Origin of the sequence: Capnocytophaga sp. oral taxon 329 str. F0087 (assembly GCF_000213295.2) — a bacterium.
GTDB lineage: Bacteria > Bacteroidota > Bacteroidia > Flavobacteriales > Flavobacteriaceae > Capnocytophaga > Capnocytophaga leadbetteri_A.
The window spans coordinates 52,542-69,128 of record NZ_KN389988.1; the positions used below are offsets into that span (position 1 = coordinate 52,542).

The 16,587-nt window shown below is 42.5% G+C and carries 14 protein-coding genes; 7 read left to right on the top strand and 7 right to left on the bottom strand.

The annotated features are described in order from the left end of the window. Window positions 1-145 precede the first annotated feature (145 nt). The 3 genes from HMPREF9074_RS02430 to HMPREF9074_RS02440 all read left to right on the top strand — a co-directional run bounded on the left by HMPREF9074_RS02430 (window position 146) and on the right by HMPREF9074_RS02440 (window position 3,858). Complete coding sequence (locus HMPREF9074_RS02430) at window positions 146-1,933, top strand: chloride channel protein (protein WP_009391574.1); 1,788 nt, start codon at window positions 146-148, stop codon at window positions 1,931-1,933. Window positions 1,934-2,033: 100 nt separating this feature from the next. Then, the gene (locus HMPREF9074_RS02435) at window positions 2,034-2,924 is read left to right on the top strand and encodes a hypothetical protein (protein ID WP_034539574.1); all 891 of its coding nucleotides are present in this window, start codon (window positions 2,034-2,036) and stop codon (window positions 2,922-2,924) included. A 67-nt stretch (window positions 2,925-2,991) separates the two neighbouring features. After that, on the top strand, window positions 2,992-3,858 hold the full coding sequence (locus HMPREF9074_RS02440; protein WP_034539579.1) for a hypothetical protein: 867 nt from the start codon (window positions 2,992-2,994) through the stop codon (window positions 3,856-3,858). A 110-nt stretch (window positions 3,859-3,968) separates the two neighbouring features. Here HMPREF9074_RS02440 and HMPREF9074_RS02445 read toward each other — a convergent pair whose 3' ends face one another. The 6 genes from HMPREF9074_RS02445 to HMPREF9074_RS02470 all read right to left on the bottom strand — a co-directional run bounded on the left by HMPREF9074_RS02445 (window position 3,969) and on the right by HMPREF9074_RS02470 (window position 12,660). Further along, a complete protein-coding gene (locus HMPREF9074_RS02445) occupies window positions 3,969-4,742 on the bottom strand; it encodes a superoxide dismutase (protein WP_009390357.1) in 774 nt (257 codons plus the stop codon). Between the two features lie 17 nt (window positions 4,743-4,759). Continuing rightward, entirely contained in the window at window positions 4,760-5,929 is a 1,170-nt protein-coding gene (locus HMPREF9074_RS02450; RefSeq protein ID WP_009390356.1) for a toxin-antitoxin system YwqK family antitoxin, read from the bottom strand. A gap of 204 nt (window positions 5,930-6,133) precedes the next feature. Beyond that, window positions 6,134-6,817 (bottom strand): metal-dependent hydrolase, encoded by a 684-nt coding sequence (locus HMPREF9074_RS02455; RefSeq protein WP_009390355.1) that lies wholly within the window; start codon window positions 6,815-6,817, stop codon window positions 6,134-6,136. A gap of 119 nt (window positions 6,818-6,936) precedes the next feature. After that, on the bottom strand, window positions 6,937-7,848 hold the full coding sequence (gene menA, locus HMPREF9074_RS02460) for a 1,4-dihydroxy-2-naphthoate octaprenyltransferase (RefSeq protein WP_009390354.1): 912 nt from the start codon (window positions 7,846-7,848) through the stop codon (window positions 6,937-6,939). A 67-nt stretch (window positions 7,849-7,915) separates the two neighbouring features. Further along, window positions 7,916-9,649 carry a TonB-dependent receptor gene (locus HMPREF9074_RS02465; protein ID WP_009390353.1) on the bottom strand — a complete coding sequence of 578 codons (1,734 nt, stop codon included), beginning with the start codon at window positions 9,647-9,649 and terminating at the stop codon, window positions 7,916-7,918. 8 nt (window positions 9,650-9,657) lie between these two features. Then, a complete protein-coding gene (locus HMPREF9074_RS02470) occupies window positions 9,658-12,660 on the bottom strand; it encodes a tetratricopeptide repeat protein (protein ID WP_009390352.1) in 3,003 nt (1,000 codons plus the stop codon). Window positions 12,661-12,749: 89 nt separating this feature from the next. On the opposite strand from HMPREF9074_RS02470, the gene HMPREF9074_RS02475 reads away from it, so the two are divergent. Genes HMPREF9074_RS02475 through HMPREF9074_RS02490 form a run of 4 tightly spaced genes read left to right on the top strand, consistent with a single transcriptional unit; the run spans window position 12,750 to window position 15,427 of the window. Then, the gene (locus HMPREF9074_RS02475) at window positions 12,750-13,295 is read left to right on the top strand and encodes a hypothetical protein (protein ID WP_009390351.1); all 546 of its coding nucleotides are present in this window, start codon (window positions 12,750-12,752) and stop codon (window positions 13,293-13,295) included. A 57-nt stretch (window positions 13,296-13,352) separates the two neighbouring features. Continuing rightward, window positions 13,353-13,610, top strand: coding sequence for a phosphopantetheine-binding protein (locus HMPREF9074_RS02480; RefSeq protein ID WP_009390350.1), 258 nt, complete (start codon window positions 13,353-13,355; stop codon window positions 13,608-13,610). Then, entirely contained in the window at window positions 13,610-14,818 is a 1,209-nt protein-coding gene (locus tag HMPREF9074_RS02485) for a beta-ketoacyl-[acyl-carrier-protein] synthase family protein (protein WP_009390349.1), read from the top strand. The genes HMPREF9074_RS02480 and HMPREF9074_RS02485 overlap by 1 nt, the downstream gene beginning before the upstream one ends. A gap of 12 nt (window positions 14,819-14,830) precedes the next feature. Then, window positions 14,831-15,427 carry a ribonuclease HII gene (locus tag HMPREF9074_RS02490; RefSeq protein WP_009390348.1) on the top strand — a complete coding sequence of 199 codons (597 nt, stop codon included), beginning with the start codon at window positions 14,831-14,833 and terminating at the stop codon, window positions 15,425-15,427. 13 nt (window positions 15,428-15,440) lie between these two features. Here HMPREF9074_RS02490 and HMPREF9074_RS02495 read toward each other — a convergent pair. Further along, window positions 15,441-16,587: murein hydrolase activator EnvC family protein (locus tag HMPREF9074_RS02495; RefSeq protein ID WP_034539583.1), on the bottom strand; the 1,147-nt coding region annotated here is incomplete at its 5' end.

Consider the following 16,587-nt stretch of genomic DNA (forward strand, 5'->3'; position numbering starts at 1 on the left):
CTGAACTATCTGTAACTAAAAAAACTGAACTATCTGTAACTAAAAAAACTAAACTATCTGTAACTAAAAAAACTAAACTATCCATAACTAAAAAAACTGAACTATCCGTAACTAAAAAAGCTGAACTATCCGTAATTGAAAAAAAATGACTCAACATTTCTTAAAACGCTTCCTTATCTGGCGTGTGAAGCATATTAGCGAACGTCAATTTATTCTGCTACTGAGCGGAGTAATTGGTATCATCACTGGGCTGGCTGCCCTTGCGATGCGGTCGTTTACTCACTTTATTCAGTGGCTGTTAGATGGGCAATTAGCCCAAACGGTAACTTATGGCTTTTACTTTGTGCTGCCTACTATCGGCTTTGCAGCGGTGTATTGGGTTAAAAAATATGTGATACGCCACGATGTGAATCACGGGATACCCTCGATACTCTATGCCGTAGCTCACCAAAAAGGAGTGATGAAGCGCTTTCAGGCGTATGGGAGTCTGCTGGTAGCCCCTATTACTATTGGCTTTGGGGGGTCGGTGGGATTGGAAGGTCCGATGGTGGTAACAGGGGCTGGGATAAGCTCTAATATATGTCGGTTTTTTCACATCAACCAGTCGAACCGTATGTTGCTTTTGGCTTGTGCTTGCGCGGCAGCCTTGGCAGCTATCTTTAAAGTGCCTATCGCGGCTATTCTATTTGCTATAGAAGTGTTTGGGCTTGACCTGACGCTATCATCGCTCATTCCTCTGTTTATCGCTTCGCTCTGCGGGGTGTTTACTTCTTATTTTTTCTTTGGCAGTGAGGTGCTTATACCGATGACTATCACTCGCGCCTTTTCGCTGCAAGGAATTCCGTTTTACATTCTTTTGGGTATAGTGGGGGGATTGATGTCGGCTTATTTTACTTTTGTATATGAGAAAATCAATGCTTTTTTTAAGAAAATAACGGCTCCGTACCTTAAAATAGTGATAGGTGGGGCTCTTTTGGGGTTGCTTATCTATATAATGCCTCCGTTATACGGGGAAGGGCACGAGATTATCAATCACCTAAAGGAGGGACACCCTGAGTTATCGCTTAGCAAGAATATTTTTGGTTGGGACTTGTCGAACACGTGGATTATCATTCTGCTATTGGCGGGGCTTACCTTTGCCAAGGTAGTGGCTACCTCGCTGACCTTTGGCGGCGGCGGCGTGGGGGGTATTTTCTCGCCTATGCTTTTTATGGGGGGCGTGATGGGAAATTGCTTTGCGCGTATTATCAACGAATTTCCGATACTGGGCTACAAGGCAGCGCTGCCTAACTTTACCCTTGTGGGTATGACTGCCCTAATGACGGGGGTGCTACACGCTCCGCTGACGGCTGTTTTCCTCATCGCTGAAGTGACAGGAGGTTACTCGCTATTAGTGCCGGCGATGCTGACGGCTGCGGTATCGTTTTCGGTGGCTAAGTATTTTAACAAATACTCTATCTACACTATGGAATTGGGACGCAAAGGGGAGCTTATTTCGCAAAACAAAGACCAATCGATACTGACCTTAATGGACTTTGAGCAGGTGGTAGAGCACAACTTCGTACCTGTTTATACTGATATGAAGCTGCGCGAGGTGGTGATGGATGTGGTGCGGGTATCGAATAGGAATATTTATCCTGTATTAGAGCGCGAAACGGGTGTTCTAAAAGGGGTAATTCTGCTTGACAATATACGTCACCTTATTTTTGAGTCGGATTATTACGATAAGATTGCGGCAATAGAGCTTATGCAGCCTGCCCCTGCGACAATAGTATCGGGTAAGGATAAGATGAGCACGGTAATGGACAAGTTTCAGCATACAGGTGCGTGGAACCTGCCGGTGGTGCATTCTGATGGTAGGTATTATGGTTTTATCTCTAAATCGAAGTTGTTGAGTATTTATAGGAGGAAGTTGATATACTTTACGCAGTGATAGGGCTCTACTAATAGAATACAAATTTAACTTTTATTTAACGGTAAGTATAGAAAATAAACGTTACCTTTGCCCCGTTTAATAATAATACTTACACATTATGAAGAAATTTTTATTAGTAGCAGTAGCTGCCCTTGCTGTGGTAGCCTGCAAAAAAGACGACAATGGTGGGGAGCAGCCTGCACCACCTGTTAAGGCAGACCAAGGTTCTGTACCTACGACTGTAGATTTTACTTACCCTAAATCATTAGTAATTACTACAGAAAATGCTACTGGCACTAGCTCTCGTACTATTACCTACACAGTAGATAGTGCTAGAAAACTATTAACAAAAATAGCTTTTAGTGACAGAGGTACTTATACCTTGAATTATGACGCTAACAACTTCCTTACTTCAGTAGTAACTACAGGTCAGTCTTATGTATTGTCTTACGATGCAAAAGGTTTACTTACTAAATTAGTACTTTCAGGTAGCCAAACTGCTACTTATCAGTATACTCATAATGCTGAAGGAAAAGTAGTGAGCGCTACTTCTAAAGCAGATGTTGGTATACCAGGACAATTTGATGAACACGACTATACTTACGACTATAGCATTGCTAATAAAGTAGTTGTAACAGATAAAGACCACGACCCTACTTATCCTGCAAGAACCTATACTCATACTTTAAGTGGTAAGAATGTAGTAGAAACAAAGGGTACTGATATAGGTACTACTACCTATGAAAATTACGATAATAAATTAAACTTAGGTAGCAAATCTCCTTTTACTATCTTTGATCTTTATGGTAATTTTATTCCTTATGCTGACAAAGAACGTCTTGTACAAAGTTCTAATAACCCAGGTAAAAAGACCTCACGCACTCAGTACGACACACTTGTTCATACTTATTCATACGAGTATAATGGTAATGTAGTAACCAAAAGTGTAGAAGTACAAACAGGAGGATTAGGAGGTACTACTACTATTACTACTGTCTACAACTATTAATCTATTAAACTTTGTCAGAGTCTCAGGACTTTGACAAAGTTTTTTTAAGCCTTAAAAACACACTACAATGAAGAAATTTTTATTAGTAGCAGTAGCTGCCCTTGCTGTGGTAGCCTGCAAAAAAGATGATAATAACGGAGGGGAACAACCTGCTCCACAAGAAACAAACCCTTATATAGTAAATTTTGAGTACCCTAAAACTATCGTTACTCAAGAAGGAGCTGGGGTTTCAACTCTTACTCATACTGTAACAGACCGTTTGCTTAGAGAGTCTGTTTACACAAGTGCTTATGGTAGTGTAGAGACTTGTACTTTTACTTATAACTCTGAAAACTATCTTACTAAGGCTGTACAAAAATCATCAGGGCAAAACACTCCTACTACTGTAGAGCTTTTTTATAACAACAAAAAGCAGGTAGAACGTGTAGTAGAAAAAGGTGCTTGGGGTGATGTAACAAACTATGCTTTTACTTATAATGAGCAAGGTGAAGTAAGTAAAGAAATAAGAGTTGGCGGAGGGGCTACCTCTACTACTCAGTTTACCTATCAAGGTACCTCTGTAGTGGCTACAAGAGTAGAAGTTCGCGATAATGGAGGAGGCAGTTTTTCAACTACTACCAACTACACATTAGACAGCAAAGGAAATGTAACTAAGGATGAGTACAACGGATATGTACAGAATTTCACTTACACTAATGGTGCCAACTACAATGGGCGTGGAGCTTTTGCGTTTATAGCTCCTGAAGTAACTTCTGTAGCGTTTAGACAAATAAACTTTCACTACTACAAAAGATTTGTGAATGTAGCACAAAAGAACTTCCCTAAAACAAGTTCTACTGTGCGCGAATACGTTTATAACAATGAAAACAAACCTACTCAGATAGTTATTAAATCAACAGACGGACGTACGGCTACCCAAACGCTTACGTATTAATACTAAAATATAAGCATAAAAAAAGCTGTTCTACAAAAGAACAGCTTTTTTTATATTGTAAACATCCCCCTTGCCCACTTCAAAGGGGGAACCCATACACGAAAATCATACTATTTTAGGGCTTCTTCGTATTTTTGGGCTACTTTAGTCCAATCGATTACGTTGAAGAAGTTGGTGATATAATCAGCGCGTTTGTTTTGGTATTTTAGGTAGTAGGCGTGTTCCCATACGTCCATAGCAAGAATGGGGGTGCCTGAAACCTCTAAGTTTGGCATTAATGGGGTGTCTTGATTGGCGGTACTCACTACTTGTAACTTGCCGTTATTGACTACTAACCACGCCCAACCTGAACCGAAACGTTTAGCTCCTGCCTCGCTAAAGGCTTTTTTGAAGTTCTCGAAACTGCCAAAATCGCGGTCGATAGCTGCTGCTAAGGCTCCGGTAGGGGTTCCTCCCCCTTTTGGTGAGATGAGTTCGAAATACAAATTGTGGTTGTAGTAGCCCCCTGCGTTGTTTCTTAGGGTTGCATTGCTCATATCGAGCGTACTGAGGAGCTGCTCTATAGTCTTCTGTGCTTCAGGCTTCCCTTCGACTGCCTTATTGAGGTTGTTTAAATACCCTACATAGTGCTTTGAGAAGTGAATGTACATCGTTTCAGCATCGATGTAGCTGCTCACGGCATCATAATCGTATGCTAAAGGCTTTATTTTGAAAGCGCCTTCGTTAGCTTTTACCTCAGAGGGTTTGCCATAATTAGGTTTTTGACAGCTTTGCTCTGTCTTTTTGCATTTTTTACCTTTCTTCTGTTGTGCATAAAGGTCTGTGGTGCCGAGCATTGTAGCCAATGCTATGGCAGAAAGTGTGATTGCGTTTTTGAGTTTCATATAAAATAATTTGAGTTTTATTCGTCAAAATCTTTGCGTTTTACTACTGTGCCTTGTTGGTACTCTTCTTCGTATGCTAAGCGCCCTGTGCGGTCGTAGTGCTTCCAGACACCTTGCTTGTAGTTGTCCTTCATCATTCCTTCCTCTTTTACTTTTTTGCTAGGGTAATATATTTTCATCGCGCCGTTGAGAATGCCTCCTACATAGGTACGTTCGCGGTACAGCACATTATTCTCTTGGTACTCGCGCCATACGCCCTCTTTGAAGTCGTTTTTATATTCGCCTTCTTCATTGAGGGTACCATTTTCGTTATAGAGGGTGTACTTACCGTTTTTCTCATCGTTTTTATAATTGGTTTCCTCTTTTAATCTGCCATTAGAGTGGTAGATTTTGCGAGCAATGAGCTTATCAGCATCGAACACTTGTTCGTCTTGCAAAACACCTGCCCCATTGAAGTTCTTGCGAGCTCCGTGCAGCTTATCGTCTTTATACGACACTTCGCTCTTAGGGTTGCCGTTTAGATGATAATTGCGCTGAGTATAGGTCTTTTCGTCTTTATAGTCGCGCTCTTCGCGTAGCAAGCCATTTTCCCACTGTTCTACCCATTTGCCTGAAGGTTTGCCATTGGTATAGTACTTGGTAGTGGTGTAATTGCCGTGGTTGCTGACCATTTTGCGCCACCACTTACCATTCTTCTCATCGTTTTTGTAGGTTTCGATGCGCTCAACCTTGCCTTCGTCATCGTAGTACTTCCACTCACCCTCTTTCTTACCGTCTTTATAAAAAGTTTCGTAGTCAGGCACCCCTTTATCGGTATAGCGGGCGCTCTTGCCGTCTAACTTTCCGTCTTTATAGGTAGTGAGGCGTATTACCTTGCCCTCGCGATATTGGGTAAAAGCTCCTTCGGGCAAACCATTTTTGTAGTGTCCTTCCACAATAAGTTCGCCTTTGTCGTTATACGTTTTTTTGGCACCGTCTATTCTACCTTTTTTGAAGGTAGCTTCGTAGTAATCGCCGCCCCCAATGGCTACCTTATAGGCACCCTCTAAGGGTTCGTCGTTAGCGCTTAGGGTGAAGATACGTTCGTTGCCAAAGCGCTCTTCGTCTATATCGTATTGCGATAAGTATTTCTGAGCTAAGCCGTTAGAGGCTATAAGCAGTGCGGTAATAAGTAAAAGTTTTTTCATTTTTTATTGACTGTTTATTTGACAAGGTTGTATCATCACGCAACAAGTATTTGCTCAGTTTGCCAAAAGGTGAGAACTTTGCGCCGTAAAAGTTTTAAGACTTTCAGTTCGTTCTTTGACATACTGGGAAAATTAGCCAATTAGCCAATTAGCCGATTAGCAAATTAGCAAATTTGGGAATTAGCAAATTTCTGCTATTTAATACTAAGCTAATACTTTTTGTCCTACCCCTAAGAGAATTAACTCTTTGCCTTTGGCTTTAAAGCTGCGTACAGCTAAGTCTTTATCATCAATTTTGATAAGTGGATTGGTGTCGTAGTGATAGCCTAACACTTTGTTGCACTTTACGAAGTCAGAAGCCATAATGGCATCTTCAACATCCATTGTAAAGTTGCCACCTATAGGCAATACGGCTAAATCTACTTTATAACGCACAGGAATAAGCTGCATATCGAAGTGCAAAGCTGTTGCACCTGCTACGTAAACAGTTTTATCTAAGGTTTTGATGATAAAACCACAAGCGCAACCACCGGCACTACCGTCATCGAAAGTAGAAGAGTGCAAAGCAGGTACCATCTTAATTGAACCAAAAGGGAAATTATAAGCCCCTCCTAAGTCCATAGGGTGTGAATTTTCGATGCCTAAATTGAAATAATGGTTAGAAATCTCGTAATTAGAGATAATTTTAGCATTAGTACGCTTAGCGATGCTCTCTACATCATAAGTATGGTCTTGCTGAGCCGTAGTGATGAGGATGTAGTCGGCAGGTACATCATTTACATTGATGTGACTCGCTGAAGGGTTTTCAGAGATAAAAGGGTCGATAAGAAGGTGGGTGTCGCCTATTCGGATACCCACACAAGCGTGTCCGTAGTAAATTACTTCCATAGTTATTATTGAATTATACGTTAGTTTATTAGTTGTTAGACGTTAGTCGTTAGTCATTAGTCGTTAGTCGTTAGTCGTTAGTCGTTAGTCGTTAGTCGTTAGTCGTTAGTCGCTAGTCGTTAGATGTTAGTATAGATGCCGATAAAGAATAAGACCGAGAGCAAGAAAGTGCTCATTGCTACGATTTTGAGTTCTTTATCTAAGAGTCGTAGTTCTGTATTGCGTTTTACTGACAATAGATGCACTACCAAAGGCAAGTAGGCTATAAGGTACAGCAACTGCCAACGCATTTGTAAGCGCCATACTGAATAGCCGAGCATCGCTACCATAGCTATTACAACCAAATAATAATGATAATATTTGGCTAATGAAATGCCCATCTTGACTACCAGAGTATGCTTGCCTGAACGGCGGTCGTTTTCGTAATCGCGCATATTATTGAGGTTGAGTACCGCTACGCTCAATAGTCCGATAGCTATAGCGGGTAGCCATACTGCCTTATCTATCTGTTGGGTATACAAAAACTGACTGCCCACCACACTGACCAAGCCGAAAAAGACGAATACAAACACATCGCCCAATCCGCGATAGCCATAGGCTGAACTCCCTACGGTATACTTGATAGCTGCTGCTACACAAAGCAATCCTAACACAAAAAACACCAGCGTGTAAAGTAGGTTTTCGCTACCAAAAGCCGCTATTATCAGAGCGATTGCTGAGAGTATAGAAAGAGCCGCAGTGATAAGCACTACTCGCTTCATCTGTTGGCGGGTGATAGCCCCACTCTGTAAGGCACGGGCTGGACCTATACGGTGCTCATTATCGGTACCTTTTACCCCATCGCCATAATCATTGGCGAAGTTAGAGAGTATCTGAAAAAGTACCGTAGTGAGGAGCGCTAACAGAAATATATCCCAACGGAAAGCCTCAGGTTTTTCGCGTAGGGCTACAGCACTACCTGTGATAATACCCGATACTGATAGCGGCAAGGTGCGTAAGCGAGCCGCTTTGACAAGAGTTATTGCATTCATCAAGGCACAAAAGTACGAAATAATTATATATTAGCAAATTAGCTAATGTGAAAAATTATCAAAATCACTAAAACAGGTATCTAACCCCACCGTATATTTGTAGCCCTTGTGAAGGGTAATACGCCCAAAGGGTATGGCGCTGAGTGCTTAGGTTATTAGCCTTTAGGAATACTTGCCAGTGCTTGCTAAAAGTATAGTCGGCGTGGAGATTTACATCTAAATAACCATTAAGAGTGATTTTCTCTGGGGTAACGGTAGTAGGCAGCACATAGTCTAAATCATAGCGATTGCCGATATAGAAAATGTCCATACCTGCGTATAGGGTAGGCAATATTCTAAAATCAGTATAAAGCGATACCTTTACGCTGGGTAGATTCCACGCTGTATTATCCATCTGTGTACGCGCCTTGTAGTGGTTGTATTGTCCTTCGAAAGTGAAGTTTACAACGTCCTTTAGCTTACCGCTGAGGGTTGCTAATAGCTCTACATCATTTACCTCATCATACACTACCTTGAAGGCGTTATAATACTGATAAGGTAGTATCTCGCTAGCGATAGTAGGCGTTTCGGTGAAAGTAGTGAAGAGCGGTTTTTCTTTGCTCTGGCGGTAGCTTGCCTGTAGGCGGTACTGCAAATCGGTGGTTACCTTGCCATTGATACCTACGAAAGCATCGGCTTGTACATTAGTAGGTTTGAGCTCGAGCATTGGTGCTACAAAAGGATTTTCTTTGCTGAGCTTTGACAAAGTATTCTGCTGCATAGTGCCTTTTATGCCACCAATTAAGATAGCGTCATCGCTTAGGGTGTAGGTAGCCTCTACAGCAGGATAAGCCTTAAACTTATCTTGGTCGGAGCGGTTAGCATCTACATACAGCAAACTCACCCCGAGCCTTAGGCTTAAGTTATCAATCATCAGCTGATATGTGGGAGTTAGTCCGAAGAGCATCCAACGGTTAGTGAGCTCATTAAGCGTATTATGCTGGCGTGAAAAACTACCTTCGTAATAATCTAAGAGCAATTGGGCGCGTACTAACTGTTCGTCGGTTAGCGGTACTTCGAAAGTAGGTTGTGCTTTTAGATTGACTTCTTTGCTATTGAAATGGTCGTTAAGGGCATCTACAGTAAAATCTAAGCCTTTGAAGTAAGGGTTTTGCCACTGCAAGTAACCGCCTACACCATAGCGGAGGTAAATCTGCTGCATATCGTCTACCTTGCCGCGCAAATCATTACGGGTAAAGACATTAGGGCGTATGCCATACCAATTATGCAAACTTCTACCGAAATAACCTTTTAGCCCCCACAACATCTCTTGACTTTGATAGTCGTAGTGCAGAGAGGCATCGGTAAGTGAGTAGTTCATCTCTGGGATAATATCCTCATTATCATCACTAGCCGAAATATGGTCTACCAACAGAGAGAGCCTGCCATTATCGGTCAGCGGGTAAGTGATATTAGCGTCGGCATAGAGCGTATTGAGTAATCCGACGCCTCCGCCCACGTATGAGGTGGTGTAATCTTCGCGGATAACCTTAGGTTTTACCACCGCAGGTTTCCCTTTTTCGGGTACGAAAGTAGAAGCTACTGGGACAGAGTTGATGCTGTAGGCTATCTTTTTTTTCTTAACTGTAAGGGAGTCTTTCAGCTTAGCATCTTCGCGTTTTTTGTTGGCATCGGCTATGGTAGGGGCATACGATTTAACCACATCTACCACTTTGGTAGAGAGGCTATCCTTGCGACTTTGCCCTATCGCAGGGAGTACAGTCGCTATACATAAACCTATAAGTGTAATATATCTGTTCATTTTTTATCTCATTTTACTGATGAATTGCTTTTTGCGGCTTCAGCTTTTACGCTGGCAAGTTCTTTCTTAGCTTCGGCTACTACTTCGGGATATTCTTTGAAGTTCTTAGCCACACTTTCTAAAATATAGGAAGCCTGATAAGCGTCTTTTAGTCCGTTAAAGTTTTTAGCCATCACTATCAAGCTCTTAGCAGCCCATTCTTTATGTCCACCATAGTCTTTAGCTATGCGCTGTACTATATCATTAGAGCCTTTGTAGTCTTTGTCTTTATTTTTGTAGAAGGCCTCGTAATACATCGCCTCGGCAGCAAGGCTACCCGTAGCCGTTTTTTGTACCTCTTGGTAGTACTTGCGCGCTTGAGCCTCATTGCCCCCTTGGGTGTAGGCACGAGCCAAAACTATATAAGCATCATTTTTGATACGGGTATCTATCGATTTCTCGCTAAGCACTTTGTTAGCGTACTCTATAGCCTTATCATACAACTTCTCATTGTAGCACACGCGCATTAGGTTGCTCTGTGCATAAGTTTTATTTTGCGCTATAGTAGCAGTCTTTTCGAGCTCTTCGAGGTAAGGTTTGGCTTTCAAATAGCTGCCTGCATCGAGCAATATCTGACACACACGAGTAAGCGAAGGTTCGCCAAACTCACTTGAGCCTGCTTTGGTAACATTCTCATAATGTGTAAGAGCTTCGGCTTTTTTGCCTGTATTGTAGAGGGCTTGTGCTAAGTAGAACTCGGCATTGGTGCGGCGCATTCCGTTAGGGAACTGTTGGAGGTATTTTTCAAAAGCCACAATAGCTTCTTTGTTGTTATTTTGCAGCAACTGGCGTTCGGCAGCCTCGTAGGTAGCACTTTCTAACTCGAGGTCAGTAACCTCTACATAGCCCAAACTCTTTGCCCAAGCGGCGTAGTCATTCACCTGACCCATATCTACATATATCAGTTTGGCTGAAGAAACTGCCTGTGATGCCTCAGTAGTTTTAGGATAATCTTTAGCGATGGCCTTGAAGAGGCTCAGTGCCTTTTGGTTTTCGCCACGGTTATAATACACCAAGCCTTCGCGCAACATAGCACGGGGCACTAATGCATTGCCTTTGTAGTCTTTAGCAAGCTGTTGGTAGTACTGTAATCCTTTGTCGGTATCCCCTTGAGTTACGTAGGTATTGCCTAGTTCGTAAAGAGCATTAGGACGTAGGTTAGAAGTTGGGTAATTTTTGATAAAGCGCTCTAAATCTTCTATCTTATTATTAGGACGATCTACAAACCCATAGCTGATAGCCTTTTGGTAAGCAGCATAATCTTGGTCTGCCGATTTACTTTCTATCAGCTTGTTATACCCCTCCATAGCAGGCCAATACTTACCTGTTACGAAATAAGAGTCGGCAAGGCGCAACATAGCATCGTGCTTGAAGTCCTCATCTTTAGGGTTTTGCTTTAGGTATTTTTCGAAATTAACAATCGCTTCAGCATAATGGCGTTGATTGAAGTTAGCGTACGCCAATCCGTAGAAGGCTTTGGGGTATTCATCAGTTTTAGAGGCTGAAGGATTGGCAAAAAACTGCTGAAAATAGGTTGCCGCTTTGGGGTAATTCTTCAGCTGGTATGCTGCCTCGGCCGCCCAATAGGCCGCACGTGCTGCTATAGCACTATTGTCGGCAATGGCTTTGTCTAAATACGTGAGCGCATCAGCGTATTGCAATTCGTTGAAGAGCTCTACCCCTCTGTAGAAAGCTACTTTCTTGTAGAGTTCGCGGTCTTTTGGATCAGACGATTTTTCTAAGAGACTAATAGCCGCCTGATAGTTGCCTGATGAGATATACGAATCGACTAAGAGCCCTTGGATTTCGTCTTTGTGGTCATTAGGGTAAGCCGTAGCGTAGGCTTGCAGCACACTTGGCACACTCTCATAAGGGTTGCCTATTTCATACCCTAAGCGAGCGTAGTTTAGGTGCGCGTCTTTCTTTATCTGCGCATCAAAATCCATTTGCGAAGCATTTCTGAAAGCGTTGAGCGCCTGCTGTTTCTGCCCTGTCTTTAGGTAGCATTCTGCCAAGTGGTAATAAGCGTTTTGCGCTACTTGGTCATTGCCGTCGATTATCTTATTGAACTGAGCGATAGCTCCGTTATAATCGTTGTTTTTATAGAGGGCATAGCCTATGTAGTAATAATCGGTATTAGAGAATTTGCCTTTCTTGCCTTTATAGTTTTGCAAGTAAGGAATTGCCTCTTTGTATTTTTTGAGGTTGAAGTAACTCTCGCCTATTATCTTGTTCAGCTCTGATACTTCTTGGGCGTTTTTTGTCTTTTTGAGTTGCTTTTCGCCCTCTTCTATCGCCTCTTCGTACAATGCCTGACTGAAATACATATTGGCTTGAAAATAGGACACGTTATTATTAACGCTGTCTTCAGTATCTACTTGCCTAAAGTAGCTCTCAGCCTTAGCATAGTCGTTAGTATCATAGGCGATGTAGCCCAAGTAATACTTAGCATCTGCTCCGTATTCTTTGTGCTGCTGTATTGCCTCGAAGTAAGGCTTAGACTCGTTTTGTTTGCCGGTATTGAAGAGCGCATACCCCTTCTCAAAATAGTAACGGTCTTTCTCCTCTCCTTTTAACGAAAGTGGGTCGATAGCGTTATACCACTCAAGCGATTCGGCATAGTTGCCCTGCTGGAAGTAAAGATGCGCCATCTGTACATAGGCAGCCGAACTAAGCGGCGATTCGGGGTGATTTAGTATGAAGTTATTCACCAAAGCATCTGCTCCCTCTTGGTTTAAAAGGGCTGCAATGGTAGCGATATAATATTCGCTTTGGGCTTTGACAGCCTTATCGGGGTGCTCGGCTTGCGTTTTGCGAAAAAGGTTCTGAGCGGGCTGGTACATCTTACGATTGTAGAGAGCGATAGCTTTCTGAAACTCACTCATCGGCTCACGCACCTCGCTGCTTTCTTGCGACCATAGCAGCTGACTGTATCCCATCAGAACTACTGCTGAAAGAACTATTTTTTTCATAAATGTTGCTTATAATCGGCAAAGATAGGAAATTATTGTCAATTAACTAAATAATTATATATATTTGCAGAAAATTTTAGTCAAAAAAAGTGATTTGTACTATCAGAAATAACACCATTACTCTTGATGATGCGGTGCTCTTCACAGCCCCCGAGAGCTCATTTGCTGACTTTGCTAAGAAAGCACTCAAAGCCCTAAATGTTGAATATCCTAAGTTTTTCAAAATGGATAATCTCTCTAAGTTAGCTTTCTTAGCTGCTGAAGCCGTTTTGAGTCCGCTTTCTACTGAAGCAAAGAGCCGCACAGCACTTCTGTTTGCTAATCGCGCTGCCAGCCTCGATACCGACCTCAAGCATCAGGCTACAATAGCCAATCCGCAGGAGTATTACCCCAGTCCGGCAGTATTTGTCTATACCCTGCCCAATATATGCTTAGGCGAAATCAGCATACGCCACCAACTGCATACTGAGGGTAGTTTCTTTGTATTCGACAGCTATCAGCAGGCCGCTCCGTTCTTGCAAACCTATAGCCAAGCTCTTTTGGATCAAGGTGTAGCTGAGCACGTACTGACCGGCTGGGTAGATTTTTTAGGCGAAGAGTACGAAGCTATTTGCCAATGGATTACGCTAACTTAATTTGCTAATTTGCAAATAGTTCGCTACCTTTGCCGCAAAATAATAATTTTTATTTAGATGGAAGCACTTATTTTAGAATTGAAAAACCGTATTATCGAAGCTTTAAATCTCGAAGACATCACTCCTGAAGAGATAGATGAAAACGCGCCTCTTTTTGGCAGTGGCTTAGGCTTAGACTCTATCGATGCCCTTGAGCTCATCGTGTTGCTCGACAAATATTACGGCATACGCTTAGACGACCCAAAAAAAGGAAAAAAAATTTTTGAATCAGTAACTTCTATAGCCCAATATATCACAGCTCATCGCACTAAATAATGACAAACAAAAAAGTGGTGATTACCGGTGTAGGCATTCTCTCTTCAATAGGCGACTCTGTTGAGGCGCACCTCTACGCACTTACTCACCTCCGCCCCTGCCTAACACGCGTACATAATTTTGAAACTGCTCATAAATATCACATCAAAGTAGGCGAGATTAAGCACACTAATAATGAACTGTCTCGAGCACTACATCTGCCTGCTATCAATGCCTACTCTCGTACTGCTCTTTTGGGCATCATTGCCGCCCAACAAGCGATTGCTAATGCTCGGCTAAGTCCGCTGCACTTAGCGAGTACAGGCTTAGTGATGGCATCGAGTGTAGGGGGAATGGATATGACAGAGCGCTATCTGTATAGCTATGAAGACAATGAGCACTCCAGACGTTATATTAACACACATTATATCGGTAGTATTTCGCACCAAATAGCTGATTATTTTAGACTGAAAGGTGTCGTTACAAGTCTTAGCACTGCCTGCTCATCATCAGCTAATGCACTTATCACAGCCTCTCACCTAATACGCACAGGTAGAGCTGATTGCCTTATCGTAGGAGGCGCCGATGCTTTGTGCAAGTTTACTATCAATGGGTTTCACAGTCTGATGATACTCTCTGATACTGATTGTACTCCTTTTGACGAGCACCGAAAAGGGCTCAATTTAGGCGAAGCCGCTGCTTTTTTGGTATTAGAGTCTGAAGAAAACGCTAAGAGACGCGGAGCGCGTATTAAAGCTGAACTTACTGGCTGGGGCAATGCTAATGATGCTTTTCATCAAACAGCCTCATCTGCTGAAGGACAAGGGGCTTACTTAGCTATGCAACAGGCGCTACAGCAATCAGGATTGCAACCTGCAGAAATAGATTATATCAACGCCCACGGCACCGCTACTCCTAATAACGACCTTTCTGAAAGTCGTGCTTTAGAGCACATTTTTGGAACGCAAGTGCCTGATTTTAGTTCTACTAAACCTTTTACTGGACATACATTAGCCGCTGCTTCTGCAGTCGAAGCGGTCTTCAGTCTGCTAGCACTGCGCAATAGTGTAGTATTCCCTAATTTGAATTACGAAACGCCAATGAGTGAGGTATCTATACGCCCCCAAACAAAATCGGTGCACAAGCCTATCAAACACGTGCTTTCTAATTCATTTGGTTTTGGAGGCAATTGTTCAACCCTAATATTCAGTCGATTTACTAACAGCTAACTCGTTAATATTATGCTACAATTATTTTATCATTCTTCTTCTGAAGCAGGTACTGACGAGGCTGGAAGAGGTTGTTTAGCAGGCCCCGTTACAGCTGCAGCTGTAATACTACCTCCTGACTTTCATAACGAACTTCTTACCGACTCTAAACAGCTAACAGAAAAACAGCGCGACCAATTACGCCCTATTATTGAGCGCGAGGCGGTGGCCTATGCAGTATGCCACGTACTACCTGCCGAAATTGACGAACTAAATATTCTGCGCGCCTCTATTACAGCTATGCACCGAGCCATAGCACAACTCTCTGTTGTTCCTACTTTTATAGCAGTAGACGGCAATAAGTTCGTACGTTACGCTCAGATACCCTATGCTTGCGTAGTAAAAGGTGATGGCAAAATACAAACCATAGCAGCAGCTTCTATTCTTGCTAAAACCTACCGCGATGCTTATATGAGCGACCTTGCGCTACAATTCCCAGAATATCACTGGCAACAAAACAAGGGCTACCCTACCCCTGAGCATCGTAGGGCTATTGCCGAATATGGTGCTACTCCTCATCATCGCAAAACCTTTCAGCTATTGCCTGTAGAGCAGCTTAGCTTGTTTTAGTCAAAAGCTAATTCTACATTTTATGTATCCAAAACTCTGGATTCAGACGGGTGGTATTTTTGTATAAGAAGAATTTCATTTCGGTCTTCCCGTTCGCATTGGTGAAGATTTTGCCAAGCGGGTCTTTAGCCTTTACCTTATCTCCTTTTCGCACATATACATCTATCAAGTTGTAATAAATAGTAATGTAGTTGCCATGGCGCACTTGCACTACTTTATTGCTACCTGGTATCGACTGTATAGCCGACACTTCCCCTTCAAACACACAGCGCGCTTCAGCTCCCTTTTCAGTGGCTATCGTCACACCATTGTTATAGTGTTGCAACTCAGGATACACAGGGTCGTAATACACCCCAAAGCCTTGTGCTTTATACCCTTTTGCCACAGGCCATATAAGGTTGCCCTTATTAGCCTCAAAACTATCGGCTACCTTCCTCGATTCTGGAGTAAGCACAAAGGTTACTTCAGCAGTATTATCAGCCGACGGAGGGGTAGTAGTAACCATACCGCTACCTGTAGCATTCACTCCACTAGCGTTGTTCTTCTGTTCGCGTTTGTTAGCCTCAATAATAGCCAAGCGTATAAGTCGCTGTATTTCTCGGTCTATAGCATTAGCTTGCTTTTGTTTTTCGCGTATCTGACTTTCATAACTACGCTCCACCTCGCGTATGCTTGCAGCCAATTGCTCTAACTCTCTCTTCTCTTGCTGTAGGGTAGCTTGCTCTCGTCGCTGCTCGTCAAGCACTTGGTTCTTCTCATTGCGCTGTGCTACTAATGTATCATTCAGACTCTTTATCTTGTCGGTTTTAGCTTGTATAAAGCCCACCTGCTCCTTGCGGTAATTAGCATACTGCTTCATATACGACAGTCGCTTGTAAGCCTGCGAAAAACTCTCTGACGACAATAAAAAAAGTAATCGGTTTTGTGCTGACTTGCTTCTGTATGACTGTACAATGATTTTAGCGTATTCGTCTTTATGATAAATAAGCTCTTTCTTCAGATTGCGCAATTGGTCTTCATTATCTGCTATTTCTTTTGATAGAAGATTTGCTTGTTGCTGATTGATTTGTATCAGGCGAGTGCGGATAAGTATCTTCTCATTCGCTTCTTCTATCTGCTGAATTGTACTCTTCCGTTGCTGACTTTGTTGTTGTCGCAAT